Source organism: Actinoplanes lutulentus, from assembly GCF_003259845.1.
In the GTDB taxonomy this organism is placed as follows: domain Bacteria; phylum Actinomycetota; class Actinomycetes; order Mycobacteriales; family Micromonosporaceae; genus Actinoplanes; species Actinoplanes lutulentus.
Genome location: NZ_QLMJ01000004.1, coordinates 244,942 through 262,457, shown reverse-complemented (window position 1 = coordinate 262,457; position 17,516 = coordinate 244,942). Strand labels below are relative to the sequence as shown.

At 70.5% G+C, this 17,516-nt stretch carries 11 protein-coding genes; 4 read left to right on the top strand and 7 right to left on the bottom strand.

Translation table 11 applies throughout. The features are described from left to right. Positions 1-441: 441 nt before the first annotated feature. Both B0I29_RS45685 and B0I29_RS11450 read right to left on the bottom strand, forming a co-directional pair. Entirely contained in the window at positions 442-1,008 is a 567-nt protein-coding gene (locus B0I29_RS45685; protein WP_181557791.1) for a hypothetical protein, read from the bottom strand. Between the two features lie 1,606 nt (positions 1,009-2,614). Beyond that, positions 2,615-3,589 carry a hypothetical protein gene (locus B0I29_RS11450; protein ID WP_111648901.1) on the bottom strand — a complete coding sequence of 325 codons (975 nt, stop codon included), beginning with the start codon at positions 3,587-3,589 and terminating at the stop codon, positions 2,615-2,617. A 154-nt stretch (positions 3,590-3,743) separates the two neighbouring features. On the opposite strand from B0I29_RS11450, the gene B0I29_RS11445 reads away from it, so the two are divergent. From B0I29_RS11445 to B0I29_RS11435, 3 genes are all read left to right on the top strand, one after another. Next, positions 3,744-4,091 (top strand): WXG100 family type VII secretion target, encoded by a 348-nt coding sequence (locus B0I29_RS11445; protein WP_111648900.1) that lies wholly within the window; start codon positions 3,744-3,746, stop codon positions 4,089-4,091. 31 nt (positions 4,092-4,122) lie between these two features. Further along, a complete protein-coding gene (locus tag B0I29_RS11440) occupies positions 4,123-4,407 on the top strand; it encodes a WXG100 family type VII secretion target (RefSeq protein WP_111648899.1) in 285 nt (94 codons plus the stop codon). A 159-nt stretch (positions 4,408-4,566) separates the two neighbouring features. Then, positions 4,567-5,895: a S8 family serine peptidase gene (locus B0I29_RS11435; protein WP_181557767.1), complete on the top strand. Its 1,329-nt coding sequence runs from the start codon at positions 4,567-4,569 to the stop codon at positions 5,893-5,895. A 912-nt stretch (positions 5,896-6,807) separates the two neighbouring features. Here the strand turns inward: B0I29_RS11435 and eccB are convergent. Beyond that, complete coding sequence (eccB, locus tag B0I29_RS11430) at positions 6,808-8,178, bottom strand: type VII secretion protein EccB (protein ID WP_111648897.1); 1,371 nt, start codon at positions 8,176-8,178, stop codon at positions 6,808-6,810. A gap of 4 nt (positions 8,179-8,182) precedes the next feature. Beyond that, on the bottom strand, positions 8,183-9,565 hold the full coding sequence (eccD, locus tag B0I29_RS11425; protein ID WP_111649158.1) for a type VII secretion integral membrane protein EccD: 1,383 nt from the start codon (positions 9,563-9,565) through the stop codon (positions 8,183-8,185). 126 nt (positions 9,566-9,691) lie between these two features. Here eccD and eccCa point away from each other — a divergent pair, with 126 nt between their 5' ends. Beyond that, on the top strand, positions 9,692-13,639 hold the full coding sequence (gene eccCa / locus B0I29_RS11420; RefSeq protein ID WP_111649157.1) for a type VII secretion protein EccCa: 3,948 nt from the start codon (positions 9,692-9,694) through the stop codon (positions 13,637-13,639). On the opposite strand, the gene B0I29_RS11415 is transcribed toward eccCa, so the two are convergent. The 3 genes from B0I29_RS11415 to B0I29_RS11405 are packed head-to-tail and all read right to left on the bottom strand — an operon-like array spanning position 13,636 to position 17,485. Next, positions 13,636-14,622: a hypothetical protein gene (locus B0I29_RS11415; protein WP_181557766.1), complete on the bottom strand. Its 987-nt coding sequence runs from the start codon at positions 14,620-14,622 to the stop codon at positions 13,636-13,638. The two genes, eccCa and B0I29_RS11415, sit on opposite strands and share 4 nt — an antisense overlap. Continuing rightward, complete coding sequence (locus tag B0I29_RS11410; RefSeq protein ID WP_111648896.1) at positions 14,619-15,776, bottom strand: type VII secretion protein EccE; 1,158 nt, start codon at positions 15,774-15,776, stop codon at positions 14,619-14,621. Before B0I29_RS11410 ends, B0I29_RS11415 begins: the two co-directional genes overlap by 4 nt. A 44-nt stretch (positions 15,777-15,820) precedes the next feature. Beyond that, positions 15,821-17,485 (bottom strand): right-handed parallel beta-helix repeat-containing protein, encoded by a 1,665-nt coding sequence (locus B0I29_RS11405; RefSeq protein ID WP_111649156.1) that lies wholly within the window; start codon positions 17,483-17,485, stop codon positions 15,821-15,823. Positions 17,486-17,516 lie beyond the last annotated feature (31 nt).

Below are 17,516 nucleotides of genomic sequence, written 5' to 3'. Positions count from 1 at the left end.
ACGAATTCCCGACCACGCCGCCACCCGGCGTCCGCACCCCGAAGGCTTGCTCATGCGTGACCAGATCACCGGTCTCCCGCACCGGCACAGGCTCATCGCCAAACCGTCGCCTGCCCAGCTCAGGAGCGACAGCCCTATCCGGCCGCGTGACCGCCGGGCTGCGCAGTCCCCACGGTCCCTCCTCCGGACGCGCCCGCTCGGGCGCACCGATGACACCAGGCCGCGCCTGAGCCCGGGTCTCCTCGTCGAGCCAGTCCGACCAGGCCGAGCTCCGCTCCCGCCCTGAGGCAGGTGCCGTTCGCGCATCCGGCGCGGCGGGTGAGACCGGCCGGTTCAGCACCGGAGGCGCGGTTCCGGGCCGGTTTCCCACGCCACGGGCTGCGCCCGGGCGCGTCTCTTCCGCACTGCCGGGCTGCCGCTCACGCTCCCCGGTGGGATTCCTCAGAACGGGCGAGCCAGCCGGCGGCCGACCTGCGTCGCCCACTCCAGGCCGTCCACCCTGAGGCGCCTGCGGGGGTACGCCCGAAGCACCGCCCTGCCCACTCCGGCCACCACGAGGCGGCACCGCCCCACCAGGCACCCCACCAGGTCCGCCAGGTCCGCCGGGTCGACCAGGTCCGCCGGGTCGACCAGGTCCGCCGGGTCGACCAGGTCCGCCGGGTCGACCAGGTCCGCCGGGTGCGCCGGGTGCGCCGGGTGCGCCGGACGAGAGTCCAGGCCGGCCTGCACCGGGTGTGCCTGGAGCGCTGGGGCGGCCAGCTCCCTGCTCACCGGGGCGGCGACTGCCTGGTGATCCAGGTAGTCCGAGTCCGGGCGGCGTGCCAGGGCGTCCGCTGCCCGGAGTGTTGGGCTGTCCAGTACCTGGAGCTCCGGGGCGTCCGGCGCCCGGCGGGGTTCCAGGGCGGCCGCCGCTGGGTGAGCCAGGCCGTCCGGTGCCGGAGGCACCTGGAATGGCGCCCGGCCGGCTGGTACCGGGGGCGCCCGGAACGGCGCCCGGACGACCGGCACCGGGGGCACCTGGAGTGGCGCCGGGCCGGCTGGCGCCGGGGGTGCCCGGAATGGCGCCCGGGCGTCCGGTGCTCGGGCGGGCGGTCGGAGGGGTGGCTGGCAAGGGCGGTTGGTTCGGGCGACGGATTTCGCGGCCGGTCGGAGGGAGGGGAGTTGGCGTGGGTCCAGTCGGGCGGCGAAGAGATCGGCCCGGCGGCGGGGCGCTGCCGGGTGGAGGCAGAGTGCCGGGCGCGGGCACGGCGCCAGGTGCGCGGCCGGGCCGGCCGAACTGGCCGGGCAGCGGCGGGCGGAACGTTCCGGGCGGAAGCGATCCGGGCGGGAAGGCGCCCGGAGGAGCGACCTGGCCTGGGGGGAGCACGTTCGGCGGAACGGTTCCGGGAGTCGCGCCGGGCGGAAGCGTCCCGGGCGGTGTGACGCCGGGCGGGATCGTTCCGGGCGGAATCGAGGTTCCCGGAGGCAGCCCTCCAGGACTCGGGAACTGGCCGCCGGGCGGCAGATTGCCGGATCCGGGCAGGCCGCCGGGAGGCAGCGTGCCCGGAGGCACGACTCCTGGCGGCAGAACGCCTGGCGGCAGGACTCCGGGCGGCGTGAGGCCAGGCGGTGTGAGGCGTGGGGGCGTTACACCCGGGGGTTTGAGACCGGGCGGGGTCACGCCTGGCGGGTTCAGACCGGGAGGCGTGAGTCCCGGCGGGACCAGCCCTGGGGGAGTCAGGCCGGGGGGAGTCACTCCCGGTGGGTTGAGGCCGGGCGGGTTGAGGCCTGGGGGATTGAGGTTGGGCGGGTTGAGGCCGGGCTGATTCTGGCCGGGCTGGTTGGAGACCGGGTCGTTGATGAAACCCGGGTTGTTCTGGCCGATGCCGGGCAGGCCGCCCGGCGTGCCGGCAGGAGGGAGGGCAGAGGGTTGGCTGAGTACGGCATTCATCGGCTGGACCGGGGGTCCGACGCCGTTGGCGACCACGGCGATGTAATCGAAGAACTGGTTGCCGTAACGCTGTGCCAGGGTCTGTGCCTCGCGGCGGTACCTCTCGCGGATCTCGGTCTGGTCCTCCTCGATCTCCTCGGCGCGGGCTGCGCTCCAGCTGACGCCGCTGGTGAGGAAGGAGCCCAGGTTCTCGCCGAAGCTGACGTTCTGCGCCTCGCGCAGCTCGCGTTCGTAACGGAGGAGGAGCTGGTCCAGGTCGCGGCGGGCGTCCAGCGAGACGTTGACCAGGTGGCGCAGGGCGGTGATGTTGTTCTGGGCGGCATCCATCCAGACGTCCAGATAGGTGAGAGCCTCGCCGGGACCACGGCGCAGGAATGCGTCACGGGCAGCCGGCGACTTCCAGTGCTCGTCTTGGAGCACGGTGCTCTGCTGCACCACGAAATTCCGTACGTCGGCCATGAGCGACCAGGCGTTCTGCCACTGGTCGGCCAGCGCCGCCATTTGTTCCGGGTGCAGGTTCCGGATCTTGACGGAGACCGCCTCCACGGTGAGCGGGTTGCCCGCCCCGGGCGGCGACGTGAACGGGATCCGCGACGGCGGGTGCGTGCCGTAATGCAGCTGCCCGCTGTACGGGCTGTACCCGTAATTCGGATCGGCGGTGGCTCCCCAGTACTCGCCCATGACTCAGCCGTTCACGTGTGGGCCGGATGTACGCGTGCCGGTCGACACCCGGTTCGTCTCCTCGAGCAGGCCACTCTCATCGGGCCGGTACGTGCTCGTGGTGCTCTCCCGTGTCGCCGGATCAACCTTTTCCGTGGTCAGGCTTGTGGTCCGGCCCTCGGCGTCGACCGTCTCGGTGGACTGCTCGGTGACGCTCGTTCCCTCGTACCGTGTCTTTGTCTCGGTGGTGGCAGTGAGCTTGCCGTCCGCGGTGAAGGTCTCCACCGTCGTGGTCCGGACCGGGCCGTCGACGCGGGCCGATGTGCGTGTGCTGGAGGTGGAGACCGTCTCGCCGTTGCGATCGACGATCGTGGTGGTGGCCGTCGTGACACCGCCCGGAGCGGTCACTGTGGACACTTCGCGCCGTTCGCCGTTCGGGCCGGTCGACGTCTGTATGGTCTGATACGCCGAGACCGGTGTGATCGGGCCCTGCTGCCAGAGCGCGCTGTCCGCGGGCGGAGGTGCGGCGGTGACGGCCATCTGCTGTTCGAGGTACGTGGCACCGAGATTCTCCGGCAGGCCCGCCGGCCGGGGCACGCTCTTGTCGCCGAAGGCGAAGAGCACGTCGTTCAGGGAGGCCGCGGACACCGCGTCGCCGGATCGGTAGCTCTCGGCGATCGTCTGCGCGGCGTTCGCCACGTTGCCCAGCGACTCGGCGAGCTTGCTCAGGTACGACCCGAGCTCGGCGGCGTTCGCCTGCAAACCGGCGCGGACCGCGTCCGCTTCACCCAGCACGTCACCGTCGAAGGCAGTGGCCGGCATGTCGGTCAGCGGGGTGAGATATCCGGAACGTGCCGCCATGTCGGCTTGCTGACTCGTGAGGAGCCGTGCGTACTCACGGAGGCCGTCGAGATCGACGTCCACGGCAGGGCCGCCGCGCAGCCACGGTGCCGTTGCGTTCGCCGAGGTCTGCTCCGGATAGGGGTTCTCGGTACCCATCACGCCTCCCCGCATCAATCATGATCACTGTTGCTTGCCGTGATCGGGTGACGCTGGAGAGTACGCACTCTTTCGGGAACTGGTTCGAACCGAGTCAGTCCGGAAGGCGTACGGGAGGGCATAACCCACTTTCGAGAGACTGGGGAGAAAGGCAATGGCAGGTATCGGGCAGGTCCACGCCACACAGGAACAGCTCACCGCGATGGCGAACCGCTGCGGTGACACCGGACAGAACATCTCGCAGGGCATGAACAGGGTGATGGGTCAGATCCAGGCCCTCAGCGGTGGCGCTTTCGCCGGCACCGCGAACAACGCGCTCCAGGACGTCTCCGTGCAGCTCAACGACGGACTGTCGAAGATCATGAGCGCTCTCGACGAACTGGCGGGCAAGATGTCCGCCGCGTCCACGACCTACGGCGTGAACGACGAAGAGGCCGCGCAGGCAATCCGCGGGGCCGCCGCCGGCACCGACAGTTCCGTCGTCAGCATCCTTCGCGGCTGAGCGCACGCGACCGAGACCGGGGAGATCAGCAATGAACATCACCTACAACTTCGGCCAGATCACCGAGACCTCGTCGTCGATCAACGCTTTCCAGAACCAGATGGACCAGCAGCTGAACGACCTGTACACGGCGTTCACACAGCTCTTCGCCGCGGACTGGACCGGCTCGGCCGGCACCGCCTGCGACGAGGCCCGGCAGAAGTGGAACCAGGGCGCCACCGAGATCAAGGCCGCGCTGGCCGGCGTCGGTGTCCGTCTGGGCACGTCGGCCGAGCGGATGCAGCAGGTCGACCAGCAGATCGCCGCCAACATGTGATTTCCGTGAAGACGGATGACCGGCCGCCGGTGCCGAGCCGGCGGCCGGTCCGTCTCCACAACCTTCCGGCCGATTGCCTTGACGGGGATCGGCTCGGGCCTGAAACGAGATAGCAGTGGTATTCGGCCGGTTCTGGACAGCGCTTTGGAAGGGGTCGCCATGAGGCACGTGGCATTCGTCGCCGTCGCCGCTCTGGTGGGTGTGCTCGCGCCTGCTCCTGCCTTCGCGGCTCCTGGCGTGAACTGCGCGGAACCGGGTGCTGACGAGATCGTCGCTTCCTGGGCGCGATCGGCGCTGCGGGCTGCCGCGATCGGAACCGTCGCTGACGGAACCGGGGCGCGGGTCGCGATTCTCTCCACCGGTGTGGATGCCGGGCAGCCGCAGCTGCGACAACGCGTCTTCAACGGAGTGGACACCGTGGACGGCGGCCTGGCAAATGAGGACTGCACCGGGACCGGCACCCAGGTCGCGGGCGTGGTCGCCGGCCGCGCGGCCGGCGGCGGTGCGGGTGACAGCGGTGCGGGTGACGGCGGCGCGGGTGACGGCGGCGGGGACAGCGGGGCGGACGGCGGTGGCGGGGACGGCGATGGCGGTGCCAGCGTGGTTGGGCTGGCGCCGAATTCGCGCATCCTGCCAATCCGGGTGCAGCTCGATGATCCAGCCGGTTCTGAGCCTGACCCGGACGCGATCGCTGTCGGTTTGAATCAGGCGGTAAGCAACGGTGCTGATGTCGCGGTTGTCGTCAGTCCGGTCTACGAGGACGATCCGGATCTTGAGGCGGCCGTCGCTGCCGCGATCGACCAGGGCGTTGTCGTGGTCGCGGCCGTCGGTGATCTGGGTGGTGCTGACGAGGGGAATCCGACTCCGTATCCGGCGGCGTACCGGGACGTGATCGGCGTCGGTGCGATCGACCAGAACGGCCGGATCTGGCCTGACTCGCAACGCGGTGATTTCGTGGATCTCGTCGCGCCGGGCGTCGCCGTTCCGGTGTTGCAGACCGGGCGAGGCTTCGTCGAGGTGAGTGGGACCGGCGTGGCGGCCGGGTTCGTGGGTGCCGCCGCGGCACTGCTCCACGACCGGAAACCGGACCTCAGTGCCCGGGCGGTCGGACGGCTGCTTGCCGGAACGGCAGCGCCGGCGCCGTCGGGGCCCGCGTTCGGAGCCGGAGTGGTCGACCCGTATGCGGCGATCACCGGTCAGCTGGCGCCGGCGAAAGACCGTGCGCTGCCGGAGGTCGAGCCCGCGCCGCTGCCGGACACCGCGGCGGAGAGTCAGAGGCGGACGTTTGCGCTGATCGGGGCGCTGTTCGCGGGGATCCTCGCGGTGGCGGTCGTCGTCGCGGCGGCAGCGATGCGTCGCAGTCGCCGACAGCAGTGGCGCCCGGCGATGGCGTCACCCCCGCCGGCGCGCGACGAGCCCCTGGAACCCGGCCCACCGGTAATGCTGCTCGACGAACGCATCCAACCAGCCGAAGCCGGACGCCGCTAGCCGGTGCTTCAACCTGCCGGAACCGGACGCTTTGGGCTCCGGTCGAAACCGGAAGCCGCTAGCTCGCTCTCACGCCGCGTAAGCCAGCGTCGCTGTGCCGGATAAGCCAGCGTCGCTGTGCCGGATAAGCCAGCGTCGCTGTGCCGGATAAGCCAGCGTCGCTCGTCTGCGTCTGGCCCGTCGAGGGCTGGCGCGGCGACTGATTGCGCCGCTTCGAGTCTTGGGCAAATCTTGGCGAGCCTTGGCCGCTCGACTTTCGCCGTTCTGTGGACCGGTAGTGGGTTCGGGCGGTGCGGCGGCTCTTGCTGCGAGGAATCGTTCAGATCTTGTGAGGTTCGGCCGTCGGATCGACCGCAAACTCACGAGTTTCGGGAGGCCGCCACCGTGGCGGGTCGATTTCGGGTGGTTCGCGAGTTCCTTGGTGACGCGTTGCCACCTCAACAGTGGAGAGTGCTGGTTTCGTGGAGACCTGTGGGGGTCAGGGCACCTACAGGTATCCAAGATCGGGCCGGCACTGACGGCACTCCTTGCCGGGCGCGCACTCTCCGTGAGGGTTCGGGGAGAAGAGTGGCGCCGGTCGGCCGTTTGGGGTCGAAAGTCCGGCGGGCGATGGCAGCGGTCGTACGGTCGCGGGCGGCCAGCGGACGTTGTGGGCAACGCCGGCTTCACGGGCAACTCCGGCAACCCCGCCTCCCCGGCAAACCCGGCAAGGCTCGGCTCGCGGGCGACGTCGGCAACGCCCGGCTCGTCGGCAAACCCCGGCTTGCCGGCAAACCCCGGCCTCGCTCGCAAGCGGAACTCGCTCGCAAGCGCAACATTGCCGACAATCCAAACGTCACAGGCGGGCGGGACGGTTCCGGGCGGGTGGACGTTGGCCTGTGTCGGGCTCTCGGAACGGCTGCTGGCAGGTTGTTACTCGGCTGTGGGGGGTGCTGGGGTCAGGGCCTTGGCCGGGTCCAGGGTCACGCCCTCGGGGATCGTGTTGAGCAGCTGCGTCGGGATGCTGATCGCGTCCTCTGGGCGATAACCCAGAAGCGCTGCGACATCGGGGTCCGCCAAGGCGTGGCGTACCCCGGAATCGGTTATCAGCTGGAGGCCGCCTGCGGCCTTGACCAGCTCGAAGCGTCCGGCGGGGACCTGGACCGCGTCGGCGAGGGTGCGGCCGCCGCCTGTCGGTACGGCCGCTGACAGGGCCGCCACCGGCACCGCCGTCGTTACCTCCGGGGGTGCGGCGGCGTCGCGGGTGATGGCGCATGCTGCCTGGTTCTGGCCGATGGCGGACAGAGTCGGCACTGTTGCCGGGCCCAGGACGGAGGGGTCGGCGGACGGGTCCGGGTTTGCCGGTGGGTCCAGGTTTTGCACCGGGAAGCGGGACAGGTCGTTGACCGAGATCTCCTGCGGGTCGCCGGGTGAGGCGGCGTTCAGAACCGCCTGTTGCAGGGCGGTGATCGGGGCCAGCCTGTCGTTCAGCACCAGGTAGAACTGGCGGCCGCTGGCTGTTTCGGTGAAGAGCACGTCGCCGTTGTCGAAGCCGTCGACGGCGTCCGAATTGTCGCCACGGCCGTTCACGTCGGCGGGTGCGATGTCGGCGCCGGCGGGCAGGGTGTTCAGCCAGGCGACCGGCACCGGGGTGGGCTGGGCCGCGCCGAACAGCGCCGGGACGGTGACCCGGGCGTTGCGGATCAGGTGTTTGCGGCCCTGCCAGATCAGGTTGACGCCGCCGGCCGGGTCACCGGCGACCAGCAACGCACGGTCGCCGAGCGGGTCACCGGCCGGGCCGGCGGATGCGACCAGCAGCACCGATGCGATGTCCGCCCCGGGCGCTGCGCACATCGTCCATGGCAGACGGACCTGTTGTTTCGGGTCCGGCAGCGAGGCCGGGGCGCCGGCGATGCCGATTGTCACGCCGCGCGGCACATCGATGAGTGATTTCGCGGAGACCCGGTAAACGCGAGGGTTCGGCCGGCCCGCGGCGAGTTTCGCCGACGTGAAGTTCAACGCCGGATGCAGCCTGTCGCGAAGGTAGACGAAGCTGGCGCCGGTCTCCCGCTCGACCACCACCGAGCCGTCGGTCTGCCACTGGTCCGGGCCGGTGCGGGTGAGCACGCCGTAGATGCCGAAACCCGCCGCGATCAGCAGGGCGACCATCAGGCCGCCGAAGAGCGCGCCGATGCCCCGCCGCAGCGGTGACTGGGCCGGATCGGTTTCGCGCATCACGAACGCGGAGATCACTCGCTGGTTCATGAACTGGTACGACTGAAGTTGATCGCGACGGGACGTCACGGGCTCACCCGCCGATCGAGGCGAACAGCCCCCGGATGTTGTCGAAGACCCCGATCACCGCGAAGGCCAGCGGGATCAACGCCATGATCGCCACGACGTCGAGGATGTCGGCGGCCCGGCCGAGATAGGGCGACGGCGGCCGGCGGCTGAAAATCAGCGCCGCGGGCAGCGCGATCGCCGCGACCGCGATGGCACCGGCGAGCAGCACGAGGCCCGGCACGGCACCGCTGATCACCGGTCCGGCCCCGAGACCGGCCAGGCCGGCGAAACCGGCGACCAGCAGCGGCACCCGCTGGGTCGGGGTGGGCAGCAGCCGGGCGCGCAGGAGCAGGGCGGACACGGCGGCCACCATGAGGAGCACCGCGGAGACGCCGGGATCGTTGAGCGCCAGGAACGTCATCGCCACGAAACTGGAGAGGGCGGCCGCGAGCAGCAGGCCGCTGAGCACCTCGCCGGATCGGACCACCGCGGTGAAGACGTCCTCGCGGCGGGGGACCGGCTTGTCCTTGAGGATCTCCTCGGCGCGGTTCGGCAGCTCGGGGAAGGGCAGCCGGCCGAGCCAGCCGGCCAGCACCGGGTACGCCGGAAGCAGCCCGATAGCCGCCGTCAGAGCCACCGCCGCCGAGCCATCGGCAGAGACACCGGCCAACGCGAGAGCAGCCGCGATGAGACCGGTCAGCCCGGCCGCCGTGCCGGCCACGAAGAGCCTGGTCAGCCCGGCCACACCGACATGGCCGAGGACGCTGAGCACCAGCAGGGCGGACGAGCCGAGCAGCAGGCCGGGCGCGCCGATCGACGGGGCGGAGAGCAGCCAGGCGCCGCCGAGAAACGCGTACGGAAGTCCGGATGCCGCGACGATCGCGCCGGCGCCGGCGTCGCTGAACGCGCGGGAGAGCAGGATGCCGGAAACCGTCAGGGCCAGCGCCACGCCGAGGGCGACGACGGCGGTGACCACCCACGGTGGACCGTCGAGTGCGAGGCCGGCGATGCCGAGCAGCAACGCGCCCGCGGTGACGGCCAGCCCGCATCGGCGGGTGGCGCTGTCGCTCCAGGTCCGCCCGGCGCGGCGGGAACCGCTGGCGATCACTTCGACCACGTCGTCGTACGCCAGCTCGGGCCAGTCCTCCCGGGCCGGGCTCAGGTGCAGGAGCTCGCCGTCGCGCACGCCCTGGGCAGCGAGGTTGCGGCCCGGCTCGAGCACGGTCCCGGTGGCCCGGCGCAGCACCCAGCCACCGGCGAAATCGGCCGGCTCGCCGGGTGAGGCGTGCCGCAGCAGGTGGGGCAGCAACTCGGCGACGAGCATGTTGTCCGGCAGTGCCAGATCCATGCGGCGGGTCGGTGCGGCGATGGTCACCCGGGCGAGGCTCGGCCCTCCCGGAGCGGTCATGATCACCTCCTGCGTTCCTGCGCGCACTCAACGTAGCAGCATCCACCGACACGAATGGGGGATCACAGCGGCGATCAAGTTGGACGGATAGGATTGATGCGATCCGTCACCAACGGGGAGCCCAGTGTGACTGTCACGATCATCAAGCGCCCGCCGCGCAGGCCCGCGCCCGCCATGCCCGCCGGTGAGGTCCTGCTGGACCCGCCGCCCGAGGTTCCGCAGCCCACCGGCAAGGCGTGGACCAGGATGATGATGATCCTGCCGATGGGTGCCGGTGCTGCCGCGATGGCGCTGATGATGGGCGCGCAGCGCGGTGGACCGATCACCTATGTGGCCGGTGCGATGTACGGCGTCTCGATGCTCGGCATGATGGCGATGATGGCCACCAACACGGGTGGCCCGGGCAAACGCGAGATGGTCGAGGCCCGCCGGCAGTACCTGCGGCACCTCTCCCAGTTGCGGGCCCAGTTGCGCGACACCATCCGGCAGCAGCGTGAGGCGCTGTATTACCGCAACCCTGACCCGGACACGCTGTGGAGCCTGCCGGACAGCGGCCGGCTCTGGGAACGCCGGCGGGGAGACGCCGACTTCACCGTGATCCGGGTCGCGGTCGGCCCGCAGGAGGTGGCGACCCGTCTGGTGCCGCCGCAGACCCGGCCGGTCGACGAGCTGGAGCCGCTCTGCGCGACGGCGTTGCGGCGGTTCGTCAACGCGTACTCGGTGGTCCCCGACCTGCCGGTCTCGGTGTCGCTGCGCGACTTCTCGCACATCTACCTGCGCGGCAGCGACGAGAAGAAGCAACACGACCTCGCCCGCGCGCTGATCGCCCAGATGGCCGTCTTCCACGCTCCTGACGATCTCCGGATCGGCATCTGCGTGCCGGATGACCGGCGGGCCGGCTGGGAGTGGGCGAAATGGCTGCCGCACTCGCAGCACCCGGGCAAGACCGACGCGGTCGGCCCGGTACGCCTGGTCGCCCCGAGCATCCCGGCGCTGGAGGCGATGCTCGACGACGTGCTGGTCAACCGCCCCCGCTTCGACCCCGGTGTGACACCCGGCGGCGCGCACGTCGTGGTGGTCATCGACGGTGGCTCGACCGCCGGATCCGACCACCTGATGACCGAGGGCGGCGTCGCCGGGGTGACCCTGATCGACCTGTCCGTGCCGCCGCCCCGGCTGCTCGACGACAGCTCGGTGGTCCTTGAGATCGCACCCGACGGCACGATCACCGGGACCACGATGGATGGTCCGGCCGAGGTGGGCCGGGCCGACGCGCTCGGCGCCGAGCAGGCCGAGGTGCTGGCCCGGGAGCTCGCCCCGCTCCGGCTCTCCGCCGCGTCGTTCGCCGATCAGCCCGCGGTGAACCAGGACATGGGTCTCGCGGAGCTGCTGGAGGTCGGTGACCCGTACGGAATTGATCTGTCTGATCTGTGGGCGAGCCGGCCGAACCGGGACCGGCTGCGGGTGCCGATCGGCGTCGGGCTGGACGGCCGGGCGATTGAGCTCGACCTGAAGGAGTCGGCCCAGGACGGGATGGGCCCGCACGGTCTGCTGGTCGGTGCGACCGGTTCCGGCAAGTCCGAGCTGCTGCGCACGCTGGTGATCGCGCTCGGGCTGACGCACAGCCCGGAGATCCTCAACTTCGTGCTTGTCGACTTCAAGGGCGGTGCCACGTTCGCCTCGCTGGACCGGCTGCCGCACACCGCCGCGATGATCACGAACCTGGAGGGTGAGCTGTCGCTTGTCGACCGGATGCTCGGCGCGATCTCCGGCGAGCTCACCCGGCGGCAGGAGCTGCTGCGCAAGGCGGGCAACTACGCCTCGCAGCGTGATTACGAGCGGGCCCGCTCAGCGGGTGTGCCGCTCGCGCCGCTGCCCAGCCTGCTCTTCATCGTCGACGAGTTCTCCGAGCTGCTCAGCGCGCGGCCCGACTTCATCGACATGTTCGTCCAGATCGGACGCGTCGGCCGCTCGCTCGGCATCCACCTGCTGCTCGCCTCGCAGAAACTGGAGGAAGGGCGGCTGCGCGGGCTGGAATCGCACCTGTCCTACCGGATCGGGCTGCGGACGTTCTCGTCGATGGAGAGCCGGGCCGTTCTGGGTGCGCCCGATGCCTATGAGCTGCCCCGGTCGCCCGGTCACGGATATCTGCGGACCGGCACCGAGGGGCTGATCCGGCTGAAGGCGGCATATGTCTCCGGCCCGGTCCGGCGGGACGGCGCGTCCATCGCCGGCGGGATGCGGACCAGCAATCCGATCCGGGAGTTCTCCACGTTTTATGCGGCTCCGCCCAAAAAGGACGAAAAGTCGACCCCGCAAGAAGCCGAAGAAGCGGAAAAAGCCCTGACGGGCGACACCCTGATGGAAATCCTCGTCCGGCAGATGGAAGGCAACGGCAGCCCTGCGCACGAGGTGTGGCTGCCGCCGCTCGACGTGGCGCCCACCCTCGGCCAGATGCTGCCGCCCACGATCACCCTTCCGGAGCGGGGGCTGGCCGTCGACGCGGCTGACCGGTTCGGATCACTGCACGCTCTCGGCGGGGTCGTCGACAAGCCGTTCGAGCAGCGCCGTGACCCGCTCTGGCTGGACCTTTCCGGCGCGGCCGGCAACGTGGTCGTGGTCGGTTCCGCACAGTCCGGAAAATCCAACCTCCTGCGTACGCTCATGGTGTCTCTGGCGTTGACCCACACGCCGCGTGAGGTGCAGTTCTACGGCCTGGACTTCGGTGGCGGGCCGCTCGGCGCGCTCACCGACCTGCCGCACGTCGGCGGTGTGGCGACCCGGCGCGACGTGGATCGGGTACGCCGGACGATCGCCGAACTGCACGGGCTGATGCGCGCCCGTGAGGAGCTGTTCGCCCGGGAGAACGTCGAGGGCGCTGCGGCGTACCGGCGGGCCAAGGTGCAGGGCGGGTTCGCCGAGGACCCGTTCGGTGACGTCTTCCTGGTGGTCGACGGGTGGTCGACGTTGCGGAGTGAGTTCGAGGACCTGGAACCGATGGTTCACGAGATCGCCAACCGCGGCCTCGGTTTCGGGATACACATCCTGGCCGCGACGAACCGCTGGATGGACATCCGCCCGCAGATCCGCGACGTCTTCGGCACCCGGATCGAGCTGCGGCTCGGCGAACCCAGCGACTCGGCGATCAACCGGCGTGAAGCGGTCAACGTGCCGGAGTCCGCGCCGGGACGTGGTCTCACCCCGGACGGTTACCACTTCCTCGCCGCGCTGCCCCGCATCGACCGGGAGCAGCGCAACGAGGACCTCGCCGCCGCGGTCGCCGAGCTGGTCAAGCTCTCCATCAAACAGTGGCCCGGCGCTCCGGCGCCCCGGGTGCGCCTGCTTCCGGCGGAGCTTCCGTACGAAAGTCTGCCGCCCGCCGAGGGTGAGAAGATCCCGATCGGCGTCGCCGAGGCCGACCTCCAGCCGGTCTGGCTGGACTTCGACAACGAGCCGCACGCGCTGCTCTTCGGCGACGTCGAGTCCGGCAAGAGCTCGTTCCTGCGAGGCCTAGCCAAGTCGATCGCGGCGAGCCACACCCCGGCGCAAGCCAGGATTCTCCTCGTCGATCTGCGGCGCAGCCTGCTCGGTTGCGTCCCGGCCGAGCACACCCTTGGGTACGGAACGTCCGCCCAGATCACCACCGACCTGATCAACCAGGTGGCAGTGGCGATGCGCGAGCGGCTGCCCGGCCCGGACGTCACACCGGAGATGCTGGCCAGCCGCAGCTGGTGGAAAGGCCCGCAGCTGTACGTGCTGATCGACGACTACGACCTGGTCGGTCAGACGGCGCTGCAGCCGCTCATCGAGTTCCTGCCGCAGGCGCGCGACATCGGCCTGCACGTGGTCGTCACCCGGCGCGTCGGTGGGGCGAGCCGGGCGCTTTTCGAGCCGATGATCGGCCGGATCCGGGAGCTGGCGTCGCCGGGCATCGTGATGTCCGGCCCGCGCGAGGAGGGTCCGCTGTTCGGCACGTTGAAACCGCAGCCCCTGCCGCCGGGACGGGCCTGGATGGTGACCCGCAAACACGGCGCCCGGCTGGTCCAGCTGGCGTGGACGCCGCCGAGCCGTTAACGCCTCGGCATCCCCACGTACTGCTGCTCCAGCGCCGTCTGGTTCAGGAAGACGAACTGGTCCGGGCCGTTGCCGGCCACCGCCAGCATGTCGTCGGTCATGAACTGGAGCAGCTGCCCGTTCTGCTGGTCCAGCCGCAGCGTCGCCGCCGCGAGGGTGGCCTCGTCGCCGCCGAGCCGCTGCATCAGGGTCAGGCCGGCTTCCTGCAGCGCCGCGACGCCCGGCCGGTCCAGCTGCCGCAGCACGGTGAGCTGCGTCGACCACGGTCCGAGCGGCGGTGCGGTGGCCGGGCCGGTCACACCGAGGTCGTAAACGATCAGCGACGGCGTCTGCGCGGTGCCGGACGGCAGGCTGCTCGGTTCGCCGCCGAGCACGGTGAGCCGGTTGTACTGCCCGGTGGCCCGCTCACCGAACCCGGACCAGGCCCGCTGCTCGGTGGTCACCACGATCGCACGGGCGCCGATCGAGAACGCCCGGAAGATCAACAGCTGCGCGGCCCAGGCGCCACCGATCAGAGCGACGCGCTCCGGCCTCGGCGAAAAGAGCTTCAGGGGTACGGGAATCTGCTGCTGATTACGCCCGAGGAGCAGCCCCGCTCCGGTGACCGGGGTGACGGTGATCCGGCGCAGACCGGCACGCGGCATCGAGTGCCAGCCGATCCGCAGCCGCGAGGTACGGCCGGACGGTCCGGCGGGTTCTGTGTCACCGGGTTTGTTCGGTTCGTCCGGCGGGCGGTTCGGTGCTGGTGCTGTCGGGCGGGCCAGGGGTGCCGTGGTGACCAGCGGGGCCGAGGCGCGGGCGGTGGGTGTCTGCTGCCCCGCCTGGGCGTAGGGGTGCGATGCCTTTGCGAGCTGGGGGTCGGCCGGCCTCTGGGTGGGGACGGCGGGTTGTTCGGGCGTACCGAAATCGGTCGTGCCGAAATCGGTCGTGCTGAAGGGGGAGCTGTCGCGAGGCGACTGGCTGGCGCCGGGCGGGTTTGTCATCCCGCGCCACCTCCGGTGGGAGCCGTCGCGTAGGTCGCGGGGCCCTGCTCGCCGTCGAGCGGGCGAAGCTCGCCGCCGGCCCGGCGAACACCCTCGAGAAGGACCCGATCGAGGGCGTCGAGGTCGGTATCGGGCCTGGTGGCGAGGCGGATGAACGCGCGGACTGCCACGTCGTCGCCTTTCGGGTCGAGGATCAGCGCGACGGTCGTCTGCGCGGCCGGCGCGGTCGCGGCCCAGGCGAACAGTGGTCCGATTTCGGTGACCGAATTCGGCCAGGTCTCGAGCCAGTAGGTGCGGTGCACGAGGCGGCCGGAGCGCCAGTGGGTCCAGCCTTCGTCGACGCCGGGACCGTCGGCGAGGGAGGCGGGTTCGACATCGCAGGATCGGGCCAGGAGCTCCAGCAGCTCTTCGGCGTCGAGGACGCGTCCGGGGATGCCGAGGCGACGCAGCGCGGTCGCGGTCTTGCGGGTCAGCGCGGCGGTCAGAGCGGCTGCCGAGTTGAGGTCGGCGGTGTGATCGAGAACGGACTCGGCGAGGGCTTTGGCGTCGAGCCGGACGCTGATCGAGGACTCCCGGTGGGAGGGGATCGGCGCGGAGCCCAGCAGCTGGCGGTAGGAGGCGCCGGCCGGGGAGGCCGGCGGGAGATCGGTGCTGGGGGCCGGGACTGTGTGGGTGACGAGTTCCAGGATCACGCCGGGCTGACCGGTAGCGGTCATGGTGCTGACCAGGGCTTCGAGGGGGACCGCGGCTTGGGGATCGAGGGCGACGACGCCGAACCAGCCGGCTTCGTCGCGGGCGATGCCGGTTTCCTCGTGCGGGTTTCTTCCGGCGATGTCGGTGATCGTCAGGCCGGGCGCGATCGTCCGGAGAGCGGCCAAAATCGGACCTTCGCCGGCCTGGCGGCGTGCGGCGCGGCGGCGGCGGTGATCGCGGGTGAGCGCGTGGTGTTCCAGCCACCAGCGGTTCTGCCGTCGGGCGAAGGCGGCGGCCAGCAGGCCGGCCGCCAGCACCGCGGTGACCAGTGCGGGTATGACGCCCTGAGTGGCGGCGGCGATGACGGCGAGGAGGGCGCCCTCAGCGATCAAAATCTGACTCAAGGACAGCGAACCGAGATGGCCGCGCCGGGGGACGGCCCTGACCGTATCGTCTGCCACACCCTCTCCCTACGATCCGTAGTGGACACATCCTATCCGCGTAGTCATGATCGTCGGGTGGCCGCTCGCAGGTCGTCGAGCATCAGCGTCCGTAGATCGTCGCGGCTCGGCATCCGGCCCATCGCCCGCAGCCGTCCGGACTGGGCTTTGCGCATGCCTTCGAGCAGCTTGCGGGCTTCGCGGGCGTTGCCGAAGTTGCGATTTCGCTCCAGGCCGGAGAAGTGCTCGTGCAACGCGGTCGGCAGCCCGGCGGCGAAGATGTAGTCGTCGTTGCGCGCGATCCGGTCGGCGATCATCACGAGCTCGTCGGGGCCGTAGTTCTCGAACTCCAGAGTCTTGGCGAACCGGGACGCCAGACCCGAGTTGGCGTCCAGAAAGTCGGACATCTCCTTGGTGTACCCGGCCACGATCACCGCGACCTGATCGCGGTGGTCCTCCATCAGCTTCACCAGGGTGTCGATCGCTTCCTGACCAAAATCGGCCGCCGCGCCACCGGCCCGGGCGAGGGTGTACGCCTCGTCGATGAACAGCACCCCGCCCATCGCCGCCTCGAAAACCGACGTCGCCTTCTCCGCGGTGTGCCCGATGTACTGTCCGACCAGGTCACGCCGGGACACCTCGCGGAACTGGCCGAGCGGCAGCACGCCGAGCGCTTTCAGCAGCTGGCCGTAGATCCGGGCGACCGTGGTCTTGCCCGTGCCCGGAGCGCCCGTGAAGATCAGGTGGTGGCTGACCGCGCCGACGCTCAGCCCGGCGCCGCGCCGCCACTCGTTCACCTGGATCTCGTCGATCAGGGAGCGGACCTCGTCTTTTACCCCGTCGAGGCCGATCATCGAATCCAATTCGGACAGCAGTCGATCCACCTCGGCGTCGTCCTGTGCGGTGGTCTTGGCCCGGGTCAGGCCGCCGCTGCCGGTCAGGTCGACGGTGGCGGTCGCTTTCTCGTCGACGTACACGGCGGGCTCGGCGGTCTGCTCCACCCGGCACTTCTCGATCGTCGCGGTGCAGCCGGGCCCGACGACGATCCCCGAACCGATCGTCTGATGCACCCAGGTCTCCACGATCCGCGGCGAGCTGCCGTGCGCCGCCACGATGCCGGCGTCACCGGTGCCGGAGATGTCGCAGCGCTCGATGACCGGCCGGCTGGACTGATAGATGTAGATGCCTCGATAACCACAATCGGCCACGGTGGTGCCTCTGATGGTGGGGTCCGCGCCGAGCCGGACGATCACCCCGTCGTCGGAGATCCCTCTGATCTCACTGGACTCGACGGTGCCGCCCGCGTCGGAGAAGACGAACCCGTACTGCGCGCGCAGAATCCTGATCTCATCGGCCTCGATCGTGGCGCCGTCGCTGGCTTGCACCCCGGCGCCGTAGCCCGCCGTGATCTCGCACTTTTTGATCGTCAGATGTCCGCTTTTGACCACGGCGGCCGGGTAGTCGCCCGAGGTGAGGCTCAATCCTTCGACGACGACCGCGCCCCCGGTGACCTCAAGCGCCGGACCATCGAGTTCGGACGCGTCAACAAGCACACCGCCGCCATCACCACCGTCGCCGCCGGCGGCTCGCAGTGTCAGTCGCCGCCCGGCTATCTCGAGCCGCTCCTTGTAGGTGCCGGGCGCGATCACGACGACCGCCCCGTCCGGCGCGACCTCCAGGGCATCGCGCAGAGTCGGATAGCTGCCGGGAACCGCCAGGGTGCTGACCACGAGCGGAACTCCTTCATGCGTCCGGTTGATC

Coding starts and splice junctions, on each gene's coding strand:
- B0I29_RS11450 (WP_111648901.1), bottom strand. CDS start 3,589: ATGGGTACCGAGAACCCCTATCCGGAGCAGACCTCGGCGAACGCAACG.
- B0I29_RS11445 (WP_111648900.1), top strand. CDS start 3,744: ATGGCAGGTATCGGGCAGGTCCACGCCACACAGGAACAGCTCACCGCG.
- B0I29_RS11440 (WP_111648899.1), top strand. CDS start 4,123: ATGAACATCACCTACAACTTCGGCCAGATCACCGAGACCTCGTCGTCG.
- B0I29_RS11435 (WP_181557767.1), top strand. CDS start 4,567: ATGAGGCACGTGGCATTCGTCGCCGTCGCCGCTCTGGTGGGTGTGCTC.
- eccD (WP_111649158.1), bottom strand. CDS start 9,565: ATGACCGCTCCGGGAGGGCCGAGCCTCGCCCGGGTGACCATCGCCGCA.
- B0I29_RS11415 (WP_181557766.1), bottom strand. CDS start 14,622: ATGACAAACCCGCCCGGCGCCAGCCAGTCGCCTCGCGACAGCTCCCCC.